At 72.5% G+C, this 19,111-nt stretch carries 18 protein-coding genes and 1 tRNA gene; 5 read left to right on the top strand and 14 right to left on the bottom strand.

Going from position 1 to position 19,111, the window contains the following annotated elements:
- Positions 1-48: 48 nt before the first annotated feature.
- The 3 genes from OG906_RS26755 to OG906_RS26745 all read right to left on the bottom strand — a co-directional run bounded on the left by OG906_RS26755 (position 49) and on the right by OG906_RS26745 (position 2,230).
- Positions 49-885: an SCO1664 family protein gene (locus OG906_RS26755; RefSeq protein WP_329446406.1), complete on the bottom strand. Its 837-nt coding sequence runs from the start codon at positions 883-885 to the stop codon at positions 49-51.
- On the bottom strand, positions 849-1,439 hold the full coding sequence (locus OG906_RS26750; RefSeq protein ID WP_329446404.1) for a DUF3090 domain-containing protein: 591 nt from the start codon (positions 1,437-1,439) through the stop codon (positions 849-851). The genes OG906_RS26755 and OG906_RS26750 overlap by 37 nt, the downstream gene beginning before the upstream one ends.
- Before the next feature lie 83 nt (positions 1,440-1,522).
- Positions 1,523-2,230, bottom strand: a complete 708-nt coding sequence (locus OG906_RS26745; RefSeq protein WP_329446403.1) for a histidine phosphatase family protein — start codon at positions 2,228-2,230, stop codon at positions 1,523-1,525.
- Positions 2,231-2,284: 54 nt separating this feature from the next.
- Here OG906_RS26745 and corA point away from each other — a divergent pair, with 54 nt between their 5' ends.
- Complete coding sequence (gene corA, locus OG906_RS26740) at positions 2,285-3,277, top strand: magnesium/cobalt transporter CorA (RefSeq protein WP_267800375.1); 993 nt, start codon at positions 2,285-2,287, stop codon at positions 3,275-3,277.
- A 30-nt stretch (positions 3,278-3,307) separates the two neighbouring features.
- On the opposite strand, the gene OG906_RS26735 is transcribed toward corA, so the two are convergent.
- Together OG906_RS26735 and OG906_RS26730 are read right to left on the bottom strand one after the other, a co-directional pair.
- The gene (locus OG906_RS26735) at positions 3,308-4,096 is read right to left on the bottom strand and encodes a ferritin-like domain-containing protein (protein ID WP_329446400.1); all 789 of its coding nucleotides are present in this window, start codon (positions 4,094-4,096) and stop codon (positions 3,308-3,310) included.
- Positions 4,097-4,287: 191 nt separating this feature from the next.
- The gene (locus OG906_RS26730; RefSeq protein WP_267800377.1) at positions 4,288-5,337 is read right to left on the bottom strand and encodes an LLM class F420-dependent oxidoreductase; all 1,050 of its coding nucleotides are present in this window, start codon (positions 5,335-5,337) and stop codon (positions 4,288-4,290) included.
- 101 nt (positions 5,338-5,438) lie between these two features.
- Between OG906_RS26730 and OG906_RS26725 the strand changes: the two genes are divergently transcribed.
- Positions 5,439-6,431, top strand: a complete 993-nt coding sequence (locus OG906_RS26725; protein ID WP_329446398.1) for an aldo/keto reductase — start codon at positions 5,439-5,441, stop codon at positions 6,429-6,431.
- Positions 6,428-8,632 carry an ATP-dependent DNA helicase gene (locus OG906_RS26720; protein ID WP_329446396.1) on the top strand — a complete coding sequence of 735 codons (2,205 nt, stop codon included), beginning with the start codon at positions 6,428-6,430 and terminating at the stop codon, positions 8,630-8,632. Before OG906_RS26725 ends, OG906_RS26720 begins: the two co-directional genes overlap by 4 nt.
- A gap of 61 nt (positions 8,633-8,693) precedes the next feature.
- Here the strand turns inward: OG906_RS26720 and OG906_RS26715 are convergent, their stop codons facing one another.
- Positions 8,694-9,353, bottom strand: coding sequence for a hypothetical protein (locus OG906_RS26715; protein WP_267800380.1), 660 nt, complete (start codon positions 9,351-9,353; stop codon positions 8,694-8,696).
- 47 nt (positions 9,354-9,400) lie between these two features.
- Between OG906_RS26715 and OG906_RS26710 the strand changes: the two genes are divergently transcribed.
- Complete coding sequence (locus OG906_RS26710) at positions 9,401-9,589, top strand: DUF5703 family protein (protein WP_053678800.1); 189 nt, start codon at positions 9,401-9,403, stop codon at positions 9,587-9,589.
- Positions 9,590-9,628: 39 nt separating this feature from the next.
- Here OG906_RS26710 and OG906_RS26705 read toward each other — a convergent pair whose 3' ends face one another.
- From OG906_RS26705 to OG906_RS26695, 3 genes are all read right to left on the bottom strand, one after another.
- Positions 9,629-10,444, bottom strand: a complete 816-nt coding sequence (locus OG906_RS26705; protein ID WP_329446393.1) for a chaplin — start codon at positions 10,442-10,444, stop codon at positions 9,629-9,631.
- Between the two features lie 169 nt (positions 10,445-10,613).
- Positions 10,614-10,847: a chaplin ChpH gene (gene chpH, locus OG906_RS26700; RefSeq protein WP_053678804.1), complete on the bottom strand. Its 234-nt coding sequence runs from the start codon at positions 10,845-10,847 to the stop codon at positions 10,614-10,616.
- Positions 10,848-10,984: 137 nt separating this feature from the next.
- The gene (locus OG906_RS26695; protein WP_329446390.1) at positions 10,985-12,310 is read right to left on the bottom strand and encodes a M20/M25/M40 family metallo-hydrolase; all 1,326 of its coding nucleotides are present in this window, start codon (positions 12,308-12,310) and stop codon (positions 10,985-10,987) included.
- 171 nt (positions 12,311-12,481) lie between these two features.
- On the opposite strand from OG906_RS26695, the gene OG906_RS26690 reads away from it, so the two are divergent.
- Positions 12,482-12,569, top strand: a tRNA-Leu gene (locus OG906_RS26690).
- 112 nt (positions 12,570-12,681) lie between these two features.
- On the opposite strand, the gene OG906_RS26685 is transcribed toward OG906_RS26690, so the two are convergent.
- The 5 genes from OG906_RS26685 to OG906_RS26665 all read right to left on the bottom strand — a co-directional run bounded on the left by OG906_RS26685 (position 12,682) and on the right by OG906_RS26665 (position 19,015).
- Complete coding sequence (locus OG906_RS26685) at positions 12,682-13,953, bottom strand: CynX/NimT family MFS transporter (RefSeq protein ID WP_329446388.1); 1,272 nt, start codon at positions 13,951-13,953, stop codon at positions 12,682-12,684.
- The gene (locus tag OG906_RS26680; RefSeq protein WP_329446386.1) at positions 13,946-14,686 is read right to left on the bottom strand and encodes a FadR/GntR family transcriptional regulator; all 741 of its coding nucleotides are present in this window, start codon (positions 14,684-14,686) and stop codon (positions 13,946-13,948) included. The genes OG906_RS26685 and OG906_RS26680 overlap by 8 nt, the downstream gene beginning before the upstream one ends.
- A gap of 150 nt (positions 14,687-14,836) precedes the next feature.
- Positions 14,837-16,276: an amino acid permease gene (locus tag OG906_RS26675; RefSeq protein ID WP_267800383.1), complete on the bottom strand. Its 1,440-nt coding sequence runs from the start codon at positions 16,274-16,276 to the stop codon at positions 14,837-14,839.
- A gap of 217 nt (positions 16,277-16,493) precedes the next feature.
- Positions 16,494-18,038, bottom strand: coding sequence for an APC family permease (locus tag OG906_RS26670; protein WP_267800384.1), 1,545 nt, complete (start codon positions 18,036-18,038; stop codon positions 16,494-16,496).
- Between the two features lie 38 nt (positions 18,039-18,076).
- Positions 18,077-19,015 (bottom strand): hypothetical protein, encoded by a 939-nt coding sequence (locus OG906_RS26665; protein ID WP_329446383.1) that lies wholly within the window; start codon positions 19,013-19,015, stop codon positions 18,077-18,079.
- Between the last annotated feature and the right edge of the window lie 96 nt (positions 19,016-19,111).

Below are 19,111 nucleotides of genomic sequence, written 5' to 3'. Positions count from 1 at the left end.
GACGCTCTTGCGATCTGGCCGGTTCCATGCATGTGGGGCCGGCTCGGTTCAGACCGGCGGCCAGGGGATCGCGGGCCACTGTCCGGACGGCTTCGGATGCGTCCCGGTGCGCACCAGATGGGCCACACGGGCCCGTACGGCGTCCAACTCGACGGCGGTGATCAGTTCGGCCAGCCGGGTGGCGAGCGGCCCTCCGTCGGCCAGCTGGTCGGCCAGGGAGGCGAGCGCCGACCGGGCCTCGTCCGTCAGCGACTCCCCCGCCCACCCCCAGAGCAGGGTGCGCAGCTTGTCCTCCGTGTGGAAGGTCACTCCGTGATCGATGCCGTAGAGCCGACCGTCGGGCGCGGGTAGCAGGTGACCGCCCTTGCGGTCGCCGTTGTTGATCACGGCGTCGAGGACGGAGAGCCGGCGCAGCCGGGGGTCGTCGGCGTGCACGAGCAGCGCGGTGCGCCCCTCGCCCACCTCGGCGAAGGCCACCGGCTTCCAGCCCTCGCCGGCCTCCTCGCCCTCGACGAGCGCGAGGAGCTCGGCCTCCGGTGATTCCCCGGCGTCGATCCAGTGCTGGACCATGCCCTCTCCGTATGGGCCGTCGCGCAGCACGGTCGTCGGCACGAGGCCCCAACCGGTGGCCTCGGAGACGAGGTAGGCGGCGCGCTCGCGCTGGGCGAGGTTGCCGTCGGGGAAGTCCCACAGCGGTCGCTCGCCCTTGATCGGCTTGTAGACGCAGTCGACGCTCTCGCCCTCGTGCGTCACCGTGCAGAACAGGACGGCGTTGGAGGCCTCGGCGATGCGGGCGCGGACGGTCAGCTCACCTCGGGCGAGCAGTTCCTCGATCGGGGTCGCGGGGCTCACGCCTGGCGCCGGTAGCCGTTCTGGCGCGGACACACGTGTCCTTCGGGGTCGAGGGGCAGGCTGCACAGCGGGCACGGCGGGCGGCCCGCGTTGACGACGTCGAGGGCGCGTTTGGCGAAGGCCCGTGCCTGGGTGCCGGAGAGGCGGACGCGGAGCATCGGGGGCCCGTTCTCCTCGTCCTGGAGCAGGCGCTCCTCCGCCTCGGCGAGATCCTCGTCCGAGTCGGCGTCGAGTTCGACGAGTGCCTGGGCCTCGACGATCATGCGCTGTTCCTCGCCGTCCCAGGCGAGCGCCATGGTCCCGACGCGGAACTCCTCCTCGACGGGAGCGTCGAGCGGTGCGGTGTCGGCCGTCTCGGTGGAGGCGACGGCGGGGACGGGGGCGTTGCCGCCGGTGCGCCGCACGACCTCGTCCAGCAGTTCGTCCATCCGCTCGGCCAGGGCCGCGACCTGCGTCTTCTCCAGGGACACGCTCGTGACCCGGGGGCCCGAGGAGGCCTGGAGGAAGAACGTACGACGTCCAGGCAGACCGACCGTGCCGGCCACGAAGCGGTCCGGCGGGTCGTAAAGGAAAACCTGACGGGGCACGTCCAGTCTCCAAGTTTCGGCGGCGGGGGAAGGGGCGGTGCTGTGCAGTTGTGTTGGCCCGTCCACCCTACTGCGCCGTTCGATCAGGCCGCGCCCGCACCGCCTCCCACGACGGCGTTCCCGTCGGCTTCGGGATCCTTCGGGGTCTCGGGGGACGCGCGCGGGATCAGCGACCCGAAGTCACCGGTGTCGCCGAGCCGGAACACGAACGGTCGGGTCGCGGTGTAGCGGATCGCGGTGACCGAGCAGGGGTCGACGTGGATCCGTTGGAAGAGGTCGAGGTGCATGCCGAGGGCGTCCGCCACAAGGGACTTGATGATGTCCCCGTGCGAGCACATGAGGAAGACGGCGTCGTCGCCGTGCTCCTCCTCGATCCGCGCGTCCCACTCGCGCACGGCGTCCACGGCGCGGGCCTGCATGGCCCGCATGGACTCGCCGCCGGGGAAGGACACGGCCGAGGGATGCTGCTGGACGATCTTCATCAGGGGTTCGTCGGCGAGTTCGGAGAGCTTGCGGCCGGACCAGTCGCCGTAGTGGCACTCGCCGATCCGGTCGTCGGTGTGCTCGGTCAGCTCGGGCCGGGCGGCGAGCAGCGGGGCCAGCGTTTCCCGGCAGCGCTGGAGCGGGCTGCTGACGACGGCCGCGAGGGGCACCCCGGCGAGTCGGCCGGGCAGTGCGGCGGCCTGTTCGGCGCCGCGTTCGTCGAGGGCCACTCCCGGGGTCCATCCGGCGAGCAAGCCTGCGGTGTTGGCGGTGGACCGCCCGTGTCGTACGAGGATCAGCGTGGCCATGGGCCCAGCCTAAGCGGTGCCGCCTGTGTGCGGGTGGGGTGGGCTCAGGGAAGAATGCGCCGGGTGATTGTCGACTGCGCGATGTACCGGGACGGCCGCCGTTCCCAGGCCCCGAAGGACTTCTCGGACGCCCTGGAAGAGGCCCGGGCCAGTGGCGACGCCTTCGTCTGGGTCGGCATGCACGAGCCGACGGAGAAGGAATTCGAGCACGTCAGCCAGGAGTTCGGCCTGCATCCCCTGGCGGTGGAGGACGCGCTGGGGGCGCACCAGCGGCCGAAGCTGGAGGTGTACGACGATTCGCTGTTCGTGGTCCTCAAGCCGGTGATGTACGACGACGCGACGGACACCGTGACCGCCGGTGAGCTGATGGTCTTCATCGGGGACTCGTTCGTGGTCACGGTCCGGCACGGCGAGGGGGCCGCCCTGGCCGCCGTCCGGCACCGGCTGGAGCACGAGCCGGACGTGCTCAAGCACGGGCCGACGGCCGTCCTGTACGCGGTGTCCGACGCCGTGGTGGACCACTACATCGAGGTGGCGGCCGAGCTCCAGTCGGACCTGGAGGAGTTGGAGGCGGAGGTGTTCGCGCCGAACGTCGCGGACACGAAGAACACGGCCGCCCGGATCTACGGCTTCAAGCGGCAGGTGCTGGAGTTCCGTCGGGCGACGAGTCCGCTGCTCCAGCCGATGGACCGCCTCGCCTTCGGCAGCGTGCCGTTCGTGCATGACCACGCCCAGCCCTTCTTCCGTGACGTCGCCGACCACCTGACGAAGGCGAACGAGTACATCGAGGGCCTGGACCGGTTGCTGTCGGACGCGCTGGCGGCGCATCTGGCGCAGATGGGCGTCCGACAGAACGACGACATGCGCAAGATCTCCGCCTGGGCGGCGATGGCGGCCGTCCCGACGATGGTCGCGGGGATCTACGGCATGAACTTCGACCACATGTGGGAGCTCCACCAGCGCTGGGGCTACCCGGTGTTGCTGGTGATCATGGCGGTGCTCTGTCTGGGGCTGCACCGGATGTTCAAGCGCCGCGGCTGGCTGTAGGCCGTCTCCCGCGGGGCGCCGCCGGGCCGCTCAGGCGAACTCGGGCGCGGTGACGGGTTCGCCGCCCAGCGCGTCCATTCGTTCGGGCAGCCGCAGGTCGACCATGCGGTGCCAGCCGCTGAAGCGCTCGTACGCGTACATGGCGCGGATGCCGGCGGCCAGCGCGGCGGACTTGGGCGCGGGCCAGCGCAGGATCCGCCCCATGTGCGCCATCACGGCGAGGCTCACGTCGCGGTAGACGCCGATCTCGGCGAGCGCGCTGGTGCGCAGGGTCCGCTGGATGGTCCGGGCATGGCCCTCGTGGGCGAGGCGCAGGAGTTCCTCGTGGCAGTAGGCGAGGTGGTTGTCCTCGTCGTTGCTGATCATGCGGACGGCCTTGCCGATCTCGGGGTGGTCCCCGAAGCACTTGACCAGCATCACCATCTGGTCCGCGGCGCGCTGCTCGGTGACCCGGCTGTGCGCGAGGTAGACGACGATGTCCTCCTCGGTCAGCGGTTCGTCGCGGCGCAGCTTGTCGTGGGCGAGCCCGATGCCGCGCCGCTCCAGCAGCATCGTGTAGTCGGTCTCGGGCGGGACGGGGACGGCCGGCAGCCCGCGCTTGCGGAGCAGGGCCCGGAAGATCCGGCCGTGCTTGTCCTCGTCGGCGCCGTGGCGGGTGATCTTGGGTGCGAGATCGCACATGCCGGCCGGCACGAGGGTGGCGATCCTGGCGTTCTCCCAGCCGCCCTGGGACTCCCCGCTGGCGGCGATGGAGCAGAACAGCTGGAAGGACTCGTCGTGGTCGACGATCTCCTGGAACAGGCTGCGGGCAGAGAGCATGTAACGAGTCAAATGCGGATGGAGCGGACGGGCAACCGATGCGTCGCACCGCTCGGCCGAATGAACGAACCGAAGGCGGTGGCCGCAGGGCGTAACCCGGAGGCCGCCGATCGCGTTGTTGGCGGTGTCGGCCGTGGCGGGGAAGACCCCCCGAGCCCCCACCACGGCCGCAGAACTTCCGACTCCTCGCCTCAGGCGAGACCCGCCAGTTCCAGCGCCTCGGTTCCGGCGCGCAGGGCGGTGATCCGCTCGTCCAGCGTGAATCCGGCCGGGGCCAGCGTCAGCGTCGTGACCCCGGCTTCCGCGTAGGCCCGCATCCCGTCCGCGATCCGCTCCACCGAGCCCAGCAGGGTGGTCGAGTCGATCAGCGAGTGCGGGACGGCGGCCGCCGCGCCCGCCTTGTCGCCGCCCAGGTACTTCTCCTGGATCTCGGCCGCTTCCTTCTCGTAGCCCATGCGCTGGGCCAACTGGTTGTAGAAGTTCTGCTTGGGGCTGCCCATGCCGCCGACGTACAGCGCGGTGTAGGGGCGGAACATGTCCGCGAGTCCGACCACGTCGGCGCCGACGGCCAGCGGCACGGTCGGACAGACGTCGAAGCCGTCCATCGTCAGGCCCGCCTTCTCGCGGCCCGCGCGGATGTGCCGCAGGGCCGTCTCCTCCAGGTGCTCGGCCGCCGGGAAGATCAGCAGGGCGCCGTCGGCGATCTCGCCCGTCTGCTCCAGGTTCTTCGGCCCGATCGCGGCGATGTAGAGCGGGATGTGCTCGCGCTCGGGGTGCACGGTGAGCTTGATCGGCTTGCCGGGGCCGCCGGGCAGCGGGAGGGTCCAGTGCTGCCCTTCGTAGCTCAGTCGCTCGCGGCTCATCGCCTTGCGGACGATCTCCACGTACTCGCGGGTCCGGGCGAGCGGCTTGTCGAACTTCACGCCGTACCAGCCCTCCGAGACCTGCGGTCCGGAGACGCCGAGGCCGAGCCGGAAGCGGCCCTTGGTGAGCGAGTCCAGGGTGGCGGCGGTCATGGCCGTCATGGCGGGCTGGCGGGCCGGGATCTGGAAGATGGCCGAGCCGACGTCGATCCGCTCGGTCTGGGCCGCGACCCAGGCCAGGACCGTGGCCGCGTCCGAGCCGTAGGCCTCGGCCGCCCAGCAGACGTCGTACCCGAGGCGGTCGGCCTCCTGGGCGACGGCGAGGTTGTCGGCGTCCATGCCCGCACCCCAGTAACCGAGATTGATGCCGAGCCGCATGTGTCGTCCCCTTACCGGTTTACCGATCAGTAACGTTGGTCTGCGGGGGACTGTAGCGCGCCACGGTGCCCCGCGTCAGTGCCCCAGTAGTCTCAGCGCTCATGGAGCAGAGGCATCTCGGCCGCACCGGACTGCGCGTCTCCCGGATCGGCCTCGGCACCCTGACCTGGGGACGGTCCGCCGAAGGACCCGACGAGGCGGGCGCGGCCGAGCAGTTGAAGACCTTCTGGGAGGCGGGCGGCACCTTCGTCGACACCGCCGACGTGTACGGGGGCGGGGAGGCGGAGTACCTCCTGGGGCAGTTGATCGGCGGAGCGGCGCCACGGCGGGAACTGGTGATCGCCACCAAGTCGGGGTCCGTACGGGACCCGGATCGGCGCTTCGACTGTTCGCGCGGCCACCTGCTGACCGCCCTGGACGATTCGCTGGCCCGCCTGGGCACCGACTACGTCGACCTGTGGCAGGTGCACGCCTTCGATCCGGGAACCCCGCTGGAGGAGACCCTCCAGGCCCTGGACCTGGCCGTGAGCAGCGGGCGCGCGCGGTACGCGGGGGTGGCCGGCTTCAGCGGCTGGCAGTTGGCGAAGGCGGCGACCTGGCAACTGGCGGCGCCGGGCCTGCGGACCCGGCTGGCGTCGACGCAGATGGAGTACTCGCTCCTCCAGCGGGGCGTGGAGCGCGAGGTGCTGCCGGCGGCGCTGGACCTGGGCGTGGGCCTGCTCCCCTCGTCGCCGCTGGGGCGCGGGGTCCTGACGGGCAAGTACCGGGACGGGACCCCGTCCGACTCCCGGGCCGCGTCGCAGACCCTGGCGGCGTTCGTGGACCCGTACCTGGACGATCCCGCGAGCCGGATCGTGGACGCGGTGGCGACGGCGGCCCAGGGACTGGCGGTGACCCCGCTCCAGGTGGCGCTGGCGTGGATCCGGGACCGGCCGGGCGTCGTCGCGCCGATCGTCGGCGCGCGGACGGCGGCGCAGCTCGGCGCGGCGCTGTCGGTGGAGGCGCTTAGTCTTCCCGAGGAGATCTGCCGTGCGCTGGACGACGTGTCGGCGCCCGTGCACCGCTACCCCGATCAGGACTGGAGCACGCTGTGAGTACGGACCGTCAGGCCCCCGAGCCCGCCGCCGCGGATGAACTGGCCGCCCCCGGCCCGGAGGGCGAGCCCACGGACGGCTCCGACGGCGTCGCTCCGCCGGAGGCGGACCCGGCCGCCGGCGCACCGTCCGAGCCCCCGTCGGACACGGAGGCCGCACCGGACGCCGAGCCGGATGCCGAAGGGCCCGAGGCCGACACCGCTGCCGCCGATGCCGATGCCGCTGAGCCGGGCGCGACGCCGACCGGCGACGCGGAGGGTGCCACGCCCGCGCTCAGCGAGGCGGCGGCGGAGTTGGCCGCGCAGAAGGTCGAGCGGGAGCGGATCGCCCGGCGCAAGGCGGAGCGCGAGGCGCCGATCGAGGCCGGCGCGAAGCTCAGCGGGACGGCCGCCGACCTGCTGGCCGCCGTACGGGCCGTGGAGAGCGGAGCCCAGCCCGCCCCCGTGTACTTCGACGACGCCCCGGCCGCGCCGCGCCCCGCTCCGGCCGCCGCTCCCCCGCAGCCCCGCACCCCCGCACCCGTGGCGGCGGTCGCCGTCGGCGACGTCGACGCCGTACGCGCCGTCCTGCTGCGCGGTGGCGCCCCCGAGGCCCTGGCGGCCCAGGCCGCCGGCGTGCTCGGCGAGGGCGCGGCAGAGCGGCTCGCCGAGGACCCCTGGCTGCTGTTGGCGGTGGCCGGGGTGCGTCCCACCCAGGCGGACGGATTCGCCCGGGCCCTGCTGGGCCCCGAGGCCGGCCCGGCCGACGAGCGCCGCAGCGCCGCGCTGGTGGGGTGGCTGCTGGAGCAGGCCGCCCTGAAGGGACACACCGCGCTGGAGGCCCCGGTCCTGGAGAAGGCGTTGGCCCAGTACGGCGTCCCGGACGCCGGGGAGGCGCTGGAGCAGGCCATCGGGGACGGCGCGGTGCTGGTGTTCAACGAGCCGTTGGACCCGCCGGGCACCGAGTACGCCGAGGGCGAGGAGCCCCCGGTACGGGTCCTCGTCGGTCTGGAGGGCTGCGCCCTGGCCGAGGAGAGCCTGGCCGACGGGCTGGCCCGGCTCGCCAACACCTTCGGCGGGGCGGCCGATTGGGAGAAGGCCGCCACCGGCCCGGGCGCCGATCTGATCCGGGCGGTCTCCGGGCACGGTCTCGTCACCCACACCGGTGGCGAGGCGGCCCGCGCCGAACCGGCGGCCCTGCTCGCGGTGGCCCGGGAGTTCGGACTGCGGGCCTGCCTGGCCGCCCACGTGCCGCACGAGGGCGCCGTCACCGTGACGGGCCTGCTCGCCGGCGCCGAGGGGCCCGGGCGGGACGCGGACGGCCAGTTCGCGCTGGACCTGCTCATCGTCTTGGACGCCCCCCAGCTGGACGTGGAGACCGCCGCCGCGCTGGTGGAGTCGGTGCCGGACGGCGCCCGGCTGGTGCTGTCGGGGGATCCGGGCGTCCTCGGCTCGGCCGGGCCGGGGCGGGTGTTCGCGGATGTGCTGGCGGCCCGTGCCTGCCCGCAGTCGGTCTCCCGCACCCCGGACCCCGGACCGCTCGGCGAGCTGGTCTCGGGCATCGGGATCGGGGAGCTGAACCAGGTGGAGGCTCCCGGCAAGGAGGTCGTCATCGTCCCGGTGCGCGACGCCGGGGAGGCCGTGCACCGGACCGTTCAGCTGGTGTCCGAGTCGGTGCCCCGCGCGTTCGGCGTCCCGGCGGACGGCGTACAGGTCATCACTCCCGGCCACGGCGGCTCGGCGGGCACCCGGGCGCTGAACGCGGCCCTCAAGGAGCGGCTGAACCCCGGCCCCGGCCGCTTCGGCGGCTTCGATCCCGGAGACCGGGTGGTGCACGTCCCCTCGCCGGGTCGGGCGCTGCCCGCGCGGGTGGTGTCGGCCGACGCGCAGGGGCTGCACCTGGACGCCGCGGGCGAGCGGATCGTCGTACCGCAGGAGCAGGTGGAGGCGCGGGTCCGGCACGGCTGGGCGGTGACCGCGCACCAGGCCGTGGGCGCGCGCTGGCCGGCGGTGGTCGTGGTCCTGCCGGGCGACGCGGCGGAGGCCCTGTCGCGGGACTGGGTGTACACGGCGTTCGGGCGGGCCGAGCGGCACCTGTCCGTGGTGCACGGCGTGGACCAGGCGCTGCCGGTCGCGGTGGCCCAGGGGCTGCCGAAGCCGCGTACGACCCGCCTGACGGGCCTGCTGCGGGCCCTGGTGGCCTCGGCCGAACAGCCTCGGTAGCGCGGATGACGACGGTGCGCCCCCGCCCGGGTCCGGGCGGGGGCGCACCGCTGCCCGGGGGTCAGGCCGGGGTCAGGCCCGGCGCGGCGGCCTCCTCGGCCTCGTCGTCCTCGAAGTCGTCCGGCTCCTCGTCGAAGACCGCGCTCACGTCGAAGCGGTGCAGGACGTCCTGCGGGTCGGTGTGCCCGAAGGGGGTGTCCAGCCACTCGCCCGGCTCGGCGATCTCCTCCGAGGCGGCGAGCCAGAGCGTGGAGTCCCCTTCCTCCAGGCCGAACTCCTTGTAGCGGGAGGCGATCTCGTCGGGCTCGTACTCCCCGAAGAGCACGCCGAGGGCACCCGCGGTGCCCCCGTCGTCGACCAGCTCCGCGTCCCGGTCGTGCGCGGCGACACGCTCGGCCTGGGCGATCAGTCGCTGCGGTTCCACGACGGCGTAGTCGCGGCGGATGAGCACGCTGAAGGCGGCGGGCTCGGCGGGGCCGGTGTACGGGACACCGTCCTCGGGCGTCGGGATCTCGAAGGGGGTGACCTCGTCGTAGCGGTCGTACAGGAGCTCGTCGTACTCCTCGGCCGCGGCGGCGAGTTCGTTGAAGGCGGCGTAGACGGCCGGGTCCTCGTCCCCGATCCTGCTCTCGACCGCGGCGAGGTGACGGTCGAGCGCGGCTTTGACCGCCTCGGCGGCGGCGCGTACCTCGGCAACAGTGGGCAGAGCGGCATCAGACATAGTGCAGACGCTATCCGTAGCAGGGCTCTGCCCGCACAATAGATGCGATGCCGGAATACGAATTTGTCGACGTGTACGTGCCCCGCGGGGTTCCTCGTCACGAGGCCACCCGCCTGTTGACCGACCATGCCGAGTACGGGCACTGGGAACTGGACCGACTGACATTGCACCGGGACGGCAGTCGCCGCGTGCGGTTGCGCCGCCGGATCATCCGCCAGGTCCGCGCCACGTGGTGACGCGGGTCCCGGGGGCGGGACCCGCGTCGTGAGCGACCGTCAGGCGGCGTTGCGGGCGCGCCGGTAGAGCACGGCGCCGGCGAGCAGCAGCCCGCCCGCGAGCGGAACGCCGGCGCTGAGGACGTCACCGGCCCCGGTGGCGGCCAACCCCGGACCCTGTCCGGGCGTCACGGGAGTACCGGGGTTGCCGGGCGTGCTCGGGGTGCCGGGGTTGCCGGGCGTACCGGGGTTGCCAGGGGTCCCGGGAGTACCAGGCGTGCCGGGGCTGCCCGGAGTACCGGGGTTCCCAGGGGTTCCGGGATTGCCGGGCGTGCCCGGGTTGCCCGGAGTACCGGGGTTGCCGGGGTTCCCAGGGGTCCCGGGCGTACCCGGGTTGCCCGGGTTACCGGGGTTGCCGGGGTTGCCGGGGTTGCCGGGCGTACCGGGGTTCCCGGGCGTGCCCGGGTTGCCCGGAGTACCGGGGTTGCCCGGCGTACCGGGGTTGCCCGGCTCGTCGTCGTCGCACGGCTCGTCCGGGTGGCCCGGATGACCGGGGTGCCCGGGGTGGCCCGGATGACCCGGGTTTCCGGGGTGGCCCGGGTGGCTCGGCCGGGTCGGCTTGCCGGCGTTCTCGCAGCGGTTGCCGAAGGCCGGGTTCAGGCCTCCCACCACGTTCACGGTGTTCCCGCAGGCGTTCACCGGTACGTCCACGGGCGCCTGGAGGTTGTTCCCGGACAGCAGGCCCGGTGAGTTCGCGGCATGGCCGGACGCTCCGGCGTCCGCCTGGGCGACACCCCCGCCCAGCGCGAGAACACCTCCCGCGGCCGCCATGGTGATCAGGGTCTTCCTGGTGACCTGTACTACCGGTCGTCGCATCTGTACTCGTCCCCTGTTGTGCACGTTGGGTCGACGCGCAGGCCCTGCAGGCTCCCCCGCCCGCCGCGCCGAGATGTCGGAAGCCGGGCCGCGTGATCGAGATCAGGCCCGGAAAGCCCGGTGGCCCCGGAGCGCTGAACGCGCTCCGGGGCCCGGGTCTTCAGATACGTCAGGCGTTGACGCAGGTGTTGCCGAAGGCCGGGTTCAGCAGACCGATCACGTTGATCGTGTTGCCGCAGACGTTGACCGGCACGTGGACCGGAACCTGGACGACGTTGCCGGACAGGACACCGGGCGAACCGATGGCCGCACCCTGGGCACCCGCGTCGGCAGCAGCCATGCCCGCACCCGCGAGAATGAGACCACCAGTGGCAGCCGCAGCGGCGACAACCTTCTTGAGCATTGTTCCTCCTAGTAGGCAAGTGCGGTCCCAGCCGCGGACCGCACCACCTGTAACGAGGAAGGATCACCAGGGCTACGAGCGTATGAGTGCATTCACTCTTCTCAGTGGCATCCGCACACCTTCCCGATTTCCGCCCGTCAGGCGTTGTCGATGAATCGGTCGAGCACGCGGACACCGAACTTCAGCCCGTCCACCGGCACCCGCTCGTCCACGCCGTGGAACATGCCCGCGAAGTCCAGCTCCGGGGGCAACTGGAGCGGGGCGAAGCCGAAGCAGCGGATGCCGAGGTCGTCGAAGGACTTGGCGTCCGTGCCGCCGGAGAGCATGTACGGAACCGCGCGCGCGATCGGGTCCTCCGCCTTCAGCGCGGTCTGCATGGCGTCGACGAGCTTTCCGTCGAAGTCCGTCTCCAGGGCCTTGTCCGCGTGGACGTCCTCGCGCTTCACGCGCGGGCCGAGGATCCGGTCGAGGTCCGCGAAGAACTCGTCCTCGTAGCCGGGCAGGAAGCGACCGTCCACGTGCGCGGTGGCCTGGCCGGGGATGACGTTGACCTTGTAGCCGGCGCCCAGCATCGTCGGGGCCGCGGAGTTGCGCAGGGTGGCCCCGACCATCTTGGCGATGCCGCCGAGCTTGGCGAGCGTCGCGTCCATGTTGTCGGGGTCGAGGGGGGTGCCGAGCGCGTCCGAGAGTTCGTCCAGGAAGGACCGCACGGTCTTGGTCACGCGCACCGGCCACTGGTGGCGGCCCAGCCGGCCCACGGCCTCGCACAGCTCCGTGATGGCGTTGTCGTTGTTGGTCATGGAGCCGTGACCCGCGGTGCCCTCCACCGTGAGCCGCATCCAGTGCATGCCCTTCTGGGCGGTCTCCACCAGGTACAGGCGCAGGTTCTCGTTGACGGTGAACGAGAAGCCTCCGACCTCGCCGATGGCCTCGGTGACCCCTTCGAAGAGGCCGGGGTGCTTGTCGACGAGGTGCCGGGCCCCGTAGACGCCGCCCGCCTCCTCGTCGGCGAGGAACGCGAGCACGATGTCGCGCGGGGGCTTGCGGCCGCTGCGCATCCGGTCGCGCACGACGGCCAGCGTCATCGCGTCCATGTCCTTCATGTCGACCGCGCCGCGCCCCCACAGGCAGCCGTCCGCGATCTCGCCGGCGAACGGGTCGTACGTCCAGTCGGCGGCGTTGGCCGGGACGACGTCGGTGTGGCCGTGGATCAGCAGCGCCGGCCGGGACGGGTCCTCGCCCTCGATGCGCGCGACGGTGGAGGCCCGCCCCTTGTGCGACTCGAAGATCTGCGGCTCCAGCCCGACCTCGGCCAGCTGCTCCGCGACCCACTCGGCCGCTTTCCGCTCACCGGGGCCGGAGTGGTCCCCGTAGTTGCTGGTGTCGATCCGGATGAGGTCACGGCAGAGGTCGACGACCTCGTCCTCGCCGGAGACGGTCCTGCCCGCGTTCGATTCGCTCACGCTGCTTCCTCCCACTGATCAGTGCCGACTTCCTCCCCCCATCCTCGCCCCACGGGCCGCCGTCCCCAAGGGCGATCCCCGGTCACCGGGGGGTGTGATCGAGGGCCCCGGAATGTTTGGTAATGTTTTCCACGTCGGAACGGCCCGCGAGGGACGCGAGACAGACACCTTGTCCGGGTGGCGGAATGGCAGACGCGCTAGCTTGAGGTGCTAGTGCCCTTTATCGGGCGTGGGGGTTCAAGTCCCCCCTCGGACACCAGCAGGAACCCCACTTCGGTGGGGTTCTTTTGCGTTTCCGGGACGTCTCCCTTTCCGGAACGTCCGGACGCGGGTCTGCCGGAGACCTCGGGAGGTCTCCGGCAGACGCGCGGTCAGGGGCGACCGGCGACGTGCAGGGGGCGGGAGGCGCCGAGGCCCGCGGCGATCTGCGGGATCAGCAGGACGAGGAGCACGATCAGCGGGAGCGTCCAGGTGTGGGAGGCGTCGTGGATCGCGCCGAGGACGGCGGGGCCGGTGGCGGCCAGGGTGTAGCCGAGGCACTGGGCCATGCTGGAGAGCTGCGCGGTGTGCCGGGCGTCGGGCGCGCGGTGCAGGATGAACAGGAGCGCGAGGCTGATCGCGACGCCCTGGCCGAGTCCGAGCAGGACCATCCAGAGGTACGCGCCGGCGACCGGGGCGACGAGGAGCCCGGTGAGACCGAGGCCGCACAGGACGGCGCCGAGGACGGCGAGGGTTCCCGTACCGATCCTGCGGCCGGCGACGACCGGTGCGAGGAAGGAACCGGTGATGCCGAGCAGCGAGGAGAAGGAGAGCATCCACCCGGCGTTGGCGGGGCTCGTCCCGGCGTCCGTGAGCAGGGTGGGCAGCCAGGCGGCGGCCGCGTAGTAGCCGAGGGACTGCAGTCCCATGTAGGCGGTGACCTGCCAGGCGAGCGGGGAGCGCCACAGGCCGCGCACGGGGTGGGCGGCGGCGCGGGCGGTGGCCGCGGCGCTCCGGCCGCGAGAGCGGACCTGCGGGAGCCAGACGAGGAGCGCGACCAGGGCGAGCGCGCCCCAGCAGGCGAGTGTGGTGCGCCAGGTCATGTCGCCGGCCTGCCGGACGGGCAGGGTGACGCCGGCGGCGAGGGCGGCGCCGCCGAAGAGGGACATGGAGTACAGGCCGGTCATCAGGCCGGTGCGGGTGGGGAAGTCGCGCTTGATCAGTCCGGGGAGCAGGACGTTGGCGACGGCTATGCCCGCGCCGATGACGACCGTGCCGGCGAACAGGGCGGCGACGCTGTCGAGCATGCGCAGGGCCGTGCCCGCGCAGATCAGGGCCATGGTGGCGAGGAGGGTGCGTTCCGTGCCGAGGAGGCGGCCGATCCGGGGGGCGAGGGGCGCGAGCAGGCCGAAGCAGAGCAACGGGAGCGCGGTGAGCAGGCTGACCGAGGCGGCCGACATCCCGCTGTCCGCCCGGATGGTGTCGGCGAGGGGTGAGACGGCGACCAGCGCGGGGCGCAGGTTGAGTGCCAGCAGGACGACCCCGGCGGCGAGGAGGAGGGCCCGGCGGCCTCCGGTGCCCGGCCCGGTCGCGGGTCCCGGGGGCGGTGGGAGCGCGGCGGGGATCGCGGGTCGGCCGGCGCGGGTGGCGGCGCTGTTACTCACGTGGTGCTCCTGAACTGTGCTGCGTGTCCGGCCGTGCGTCCGGCTGCCGCCCGGTCAGGGCGGCCACGCCTTCGGCGAGGTGGGCGGAGACCGCCGCTTCCGCGGCGTCGGGGTCCTGGGCCTCGATGGCGTCGGCGATCGCCTGGTGCGCATCGAGCTGGTGGCGTACGGAGTCGGGTACGGGGGCGCTGACGACGGAGTGGACGCCGGCCCGGAGCGCGCCGGCGAAGTGCTCGTAGAGGTCGCTCAGCACGCTGTTGTGGGCGGCGGCGACCACGGCGCGGTGGAAGGTGAGGTCCGCGTCGACGAAGGCGTCCATGTCGCCGCTCTCCCAGCCGCGGGTGCGCTCGGCCATGGCCTCGCGCAGGGCGGCGACGTCCTCGGGGGTGCGGCGGAGCGCGGCGTGACGGACGGCGTCCCGCTCCAGCGCGGAGCGGACCTCGTAGGCCTCCAGTTCGCCGGAGCGGCGCAGCCGGCGCTGGACGGCCGCTCCGAAGTCGCTGCTGGCGCGGACGTAGGTGCCGTCGCCGCGCAGGGGTTCGAGGAGTCCGGTGTGGACGAGGGCGCGGACGGCCTCGCGGACGGTGTTGCGGCCGACGCCGAGCTGTTCGATCAGTACGGGCTCGGCGGGGATCCGGGTCCCGACCGGCCACTCGCCGTCGGCGATCAGGGTCTCCAGCTGGGTGATGACCTGGTCGACGAGGGTGGCGCGGGGGGTGCTGCGCAGCGGCATGGTCCGGTCCTCTCGATTCCGTTGCTCGGAACATGGGAACATCCCATGTTTGCGGAGGCAAGTCGCCGCCAGTCCCCCTCGGAAAGTACGAGGCCCCCCGCACCGGGTCGGAACTCCGGTGCGGGGGGCCTCGCGGGTGGGTCGGGCGGGTCAGCGGCGGGCGGCGGCGATCTCCGCCACGCGGCGGCGCACCAGGAACCAGCCGCCGACCAGGGCCGCGCCGATGACGGGCACGAACATGACCGTGGTGCGGCCCACGCCGCCGTCGGACCACATCAGGACCAGGACGGTGACGAGGAAGACCAGGGTGACGATCTGGGTGTAGGGGGCCCAGGGCAGTCGGTAGGCGGGGCGCTCCACGCGGCCCTGCCGGGCGCGGCGCCAGAAGTGCAGCGAGCAGAGCATGACCATGGCCCAGGTGCCCAGGATCCCGAGCGAGGCGAAGTTCAGGACGATCTCGAAGGCGTCCTTGGGCATGAAGTAGTTCAGACCGACGCCCGCGACGCCGAAGGCCGCGGTGAACAGCACGCCGCCGTAGGGGACCTTGCCCTTGTTCATGACGCCGGTGAACTTCGGCGCGGAGCCGGACATCGCCATCGAGCGCAGGATCCGTCCGGTGGAGTAGAGGCCGGAGTTCAGGCTGGAGAGGGCGGCGGTGAGCACGACCAGGTTCATGATGCCCGCAGCGCCGGGGATGCCGAGCTTGTCGAACACCGTGACGAAGGGGCTCTGGCCCTCGGAGTACGAGGTGTAGGGGAGCAGCAGGGCGAGCAGGACGACCGAGCCGACGTAGAAGATGCCCACGCGCCACATGATCGAGTTGATCGCCTTCGGCATGATCTTCTCGGGGTTCTCGGTCTCGCCGGCGGCGACGCCGCACAGCTCGACGGAGGCGTACGCGAAGACGACGCCCTGGATCACCAGGAGCATCGGGAGCATGCCGACGGGGAACAGGCCGCCGTTGTCGGTGATGGAGGACAGGCCCGGGGTGTGCCCGTCGATCTCGTGGCTGGTGGCGACGAGGTAGATGCCGACGAGGAGGAAGATCGTCAGGGCGGCGACCTTGACCAGGGAGAACCAGAACTCCATCTCGCCGAAGTACTTCACCGAGATCAGGTTCGCGGTGAGGACGACGGCGAGGGCGACGAAGGCGAGGACCCACTGGGGGACGTCGGTGAACATCGCCCAGAAGTGCGCGTAGGTCGCGGCGGCGGTGATGTCGGCGACGGTGGTCGTGGACCAGTTGAGGAAGTAGAGCCAGCCTGCGGTGTAGGCGCCCTTCTCCCCCATGAACTCGCGCGCGTACGAGACGAACGCGCCGGAGGAGGGGCGGTACAGGACGAGCTCGCCGAGGGCGCGCACCACGAAGAAGGCGAAGACGCCGCACACCGCGTAGGCGATCGCGAGGGAGGGACCGGCGCCGGCGAGCCGGCCACCCGCACCGAGGAACAGGCCGGTGCCTATCGCCCCGCCGATGGCGATCATGTTGATGTGGCGGGACTTGAGGTCCTTGCTGTAGCCCTCGTCACCGGCGTCGACATGCGGGGAGGGCGCCGTGGCGGGAGCCTCGGCCAAGGTGCGGTCACTCATGTACTGACTTCGCCTTCGTGGGTGGGACAGGCAGGTCAGAACCGCCGCGCGGGGACGTTCTGTGGTGTCTCCGGCGCCGCGGTCCGTGTGTGGTCGCCCCAGGAGACCATGAGGCTCCGCTACCCACCAAAACCCGGTCCATGTGCGCGGAAGCCCCCGACGACCTTGGAAAGGGGTGTCGGGGGCTTCCTTGGAGCTGGAATGCGTGGCGGCGCGGTCAGTCCCCCGGGGTGGGGTCCGCGGCCTGGTCGAGCCGGAAGGCCTCGTTGCCGAGACCGATCCGGGCGTGCGCGTCGGGGCGGCGGGACTTGAGCGCCAGCCCGTGGACGAGGCCGCCGGCGGCGGCCAGTCCGATGATGCCGGGCAGTACCCAGCTGAGCACGGAGCCGTCCTCGGCGCCGACGAGGACGGCGAAGTCCTTGACGGTGTAGACGGCGATGAACAGGAGTGCCAGACCGGCCGCGCCGGCCGCGACGAGCCGCCAGACCTGGGCGCCGGCGGTGCCCCGGCGGACGAAGAAGGCGATCACGGCGAAGGAGGCCGTGGCCATGAGGAGCGTCACACCGAGGGCGCCCACGCTGCCCATCCAGGTGAACAGGTGCAGCACGGGGGCCGTGGGGTCGCCGGCCGGGCCGTCGTCGGTGACGGCGAAGGCGAGGACCACGATCGCGGCGATGGCGGTCTGCAGCAACGAGCCGGTGCCGGGGGCGCCGGTGCCGGCGTTGGTACGACCGAAGGCGGCCGGGAGGAGGCCCTCGCGGCCCATGGCGAAGGCGTAGCGGGCGACCACGTTGTGGAAGCTGAGCATCGCCGCGAACATGCCGGTGACGAAGAGGACGTGCAGGACGTCGGTGAAGCCGGCGCCCAGGCGGCTCTCGGTGAGCGCGAAGAGCAGGCCGGGGCCGGCGTCGGCGGCGGTCTTGACGACGTCGGCGGGTCCGGTGGCGACGGTGAGCGCCCACGCGCTGAAGGCGAAGAACAGGGCGACGAAGCCGACGGCGAGGAACATGACCCGGGAGACGACGATGTGCGGCTTGCTCGTCTCCTCGGCGTAGACCGGGGACTGCTCGAAGCCGACGAAGGCGGCGATGCAGAAGCACAGGGCGGTGCCGAGGCCGGCGCCCGTGAGGGTCTCGGGGTTGAAGGCGTGCAGCGAGAGGCCTTCGGGGCCGGGCTTGCCGAGGGCGGCGACGTCGAAGACGACGACGAGCGCGCATTCGATGAGGAGCAGGACGCCGAGCACCTTGGCATTGAGGTCGATCTTGAGCCAGCCGAGCGCGCCGGTGGCCGCGACCGCGATCAGGGCCGGTATCCACCAGGCGAGTTCGACGTCGAGGTAGGTGGCGAAGAGGCCGGAGATCTCGAAGCCCAGGATGCCGAAGACGCCGACCTGCATGGCGCTGTAGGCGATGAGGGCGACGAAGGAGGCGGAGGCGCCGGCGGTGGGGCCGAGGCCGCGCGCGATGTAGGCGTAGAAGGCGCCGGCGTTGTGGACGTGCCGGCTCATCTCGGCGTAGCCGATGCTGAACAGCGCGAGGACCGCGCCGAGCACGACGAACAGCAGCGGCTGACCGACGATCCCCATGACGCCGAAGATGGTCGGCATGACACCGGCGACCACCATCAGGGGGGCGCTGGCGGCGAGTACGGAGAGCAGCAGCCCGGCGGTGCCGAGGCGGCCGGCGCGCAGGGCCCGGTCCTGCCCCTTGTACGTGCGTATCTCGGCGGGGTCGGTGAGCGTGGCGGATCTGCCCGTCGCCATGGTGGCGTCCTTTCGGGGAGGGGACTGGGGGTGTCCTGCTAAGCGGTGCCCAGCGCCGCACTGCGCGCGGCGAGGAACGCCTTGTGCGGATCGAGGTCCGGATACGACCAGGGCGCGGGGGTCGCGTGGCGGCCGATCCGGTGGAAGAGGGCGGCGGCCTCGGCGGAGCGTCCCTCGGAGAGCTTGGCGTGGGCGAGGTAGTTGAGGTCCACCCGGTTGCGGGGGTGGTCGTCCCGTTCCCATTCGAGCCACCAGTCGAAGGCGGAGCGCAGTACCTGGCGGGCGCGGCGGCCGGACCAGTGGGAGACGGCCCCGCCGGGTCCGCCCGCGGCGGCGAGCACCCGGTAGCGCTCCGCGTGGGCGATGACGGGGAGCACGGCGAGCGGGGAGTCGGCCGGGGACTCCTCGGCCGCCCAGGCGGCGAAGTCGTAGACCTCGTGGAGCGGGTCGAGGCCGCCGTCGGGCGCGCGCTCGGCCAGCTTGGCGACCATCAGGTGGTGGGCGTGGTGGTGCTCCCGGTGGCGGGCCCGGACCTGGTCGAAATGGCGGCTGAACTCCTCCTCGGTGCCGAAGGCACGGGTGAGCAGGAGCAGGGCGAGCCAGGGGGTGGGGTCGGCGGGGAGCAGCGCGGCCGCGCGTCGGCAGGCCTCCTCCGCCGCCTCGGGTGTGCCCTTGCGGCGCAGGGCGGTGAAGACGGTGGCGCAGGCGAGGAGGGTGGCCGCGTCCGCGCTGTGGGGTTCGGCGAGCAGCCATTCGCGGGCCCAGGCGGTGGCGGCCGGGGTCTCGGCGAGGACGACGACGCGGTGGCCCCGACGGTCCCAGTCGTCGGCGGTGCCGACGAGGAGGGTACGTGCCTTGGCCCACCGCCCCTGGCTGAACTGGCTGCGGACGTCGACGAGTTCCGTGTCGCACAGGGCGGGGTCGAAGAGCTGGGCGTCCCTTTTGCGGGCGCGGCCGAGGGGCGGCGGAGGGGACATCCGCGGGTTCCCTCCAGGACACGGGAGCGGGTGGGTGAGGGGATCGGGCCGGTGTGTTGCCGGATGATCACGCACAGCAAAGCGGTACGCACTGCT

The sequence above is a fragment of the Streptomyces sp. NBC_01426 genome, from assembly GCF_036231985.1.
In the GTDB taxonomy this organism is placed as follows: Bacteria; Actinomycetota; Actinomycetes; order Streptomycetales; family Streptomycetaceae; genus Streptomyces.
The sequence above is the reverse complement of the archived record's forward strand: the minus strand, read 5'-3'. Positions and strand labels throughout refer to the sequence as shown.

Excerpts from the sequence above, each read along its gene's own strand:
- OG906_RS26745 (WP_329446403.1), bottom strand. The coding sequence starts at position 2,230 with ATGGCCACGCTGATCCTCGTACGACACGGGCGGTCCACCGCCAACACC.
- OG906_RS26725 (WP_329446398.1), top strand. The coding sequence starts at position 5,439 with ATGGAGCAGAGGCATCTCGGCCGCACCGGACTGCGCGTCTCCCGGATC.
- OG906_RS26715 (WP_267800380.1), bottom strand. The coding sequence starts at position 9,353 with ATGTCTGATGCCGCTCTGCCCACTGTTGCCGAGGTACGCGCCGCCGCC.
- OG906_RS26730 (WP_267800377.1), bottom strand. The coding sequence starts at position 5,337 with ATGCGGCTCGGCATCAATCTCGGTTACTGGGGTGCGGGCATGGACGCC.
- OG906_RS26735 (WP_329446400.1), bottom strand. The coding sequence starts at position 4,096 with ATGCTCTCTGCCCGCAGCCTGTTCCAGGAGATCGTCGACCACGACGAG.
- OG906_RS26670 (WP_267800384.1), bottom strand. The coding sequence starts at position 18,038 with ATGGCGACGGGCAGATCCGCCACGCTCACCGACCCCGCCGAGATACGC.
- OG906_RS26705 (WP_329446393.1), bottom strand. The coding sequence starts at position 10,444 with ATGCGACGACCGGTAGTACAGGTCACCAGGAAGACCCTGATCACCATG.
- OG906_RS26680 (WP_329446386.1), bottom strand. The coding sequence starts at position 14,686 with ATGCCGCTGCGCAGCACCCCCCGCGCCACCCTCGTCGACCAGGTCATC.
- chpH (WP_053678804.1), bottom strand. The coding sequence starts at position 10,847 with ATGCTCAAGAAGGTTGTCGCCGCTGCGGCTGCCACTGGTGGTCTCATT.
- OG906_RS26665 (WP_329446383.1), bottom strand. The coding sequence starts at position 19,015 with ATGTCCCCTCCGCCGCCCCTCGGCCGCGCCCGCAAAAGGGACGCCCAG.
- OG906_RS26710 (WP_053678800.1), top strand. The coding sequence starts at position 9,401 with ATGCCGGAATACGAATTTGTCGACGTGTACGTGCCCCGCGGGGTTCCT.
- corA (WP_267800375.1), top strand. The coding sequence starts at position 2,285 with ATGCGCCGGGTGATTGTCGACTGCGCGATGTACCGGGACGGCCGCCGT.
- OG906_RS26675 (WP_267800383.1), bottom strand. The coding sequence starts at position 16,276 with ATGAGTGACCGCACCTTGGCCGAGGCTCCCGCCACGGCGCCCTCCCCG.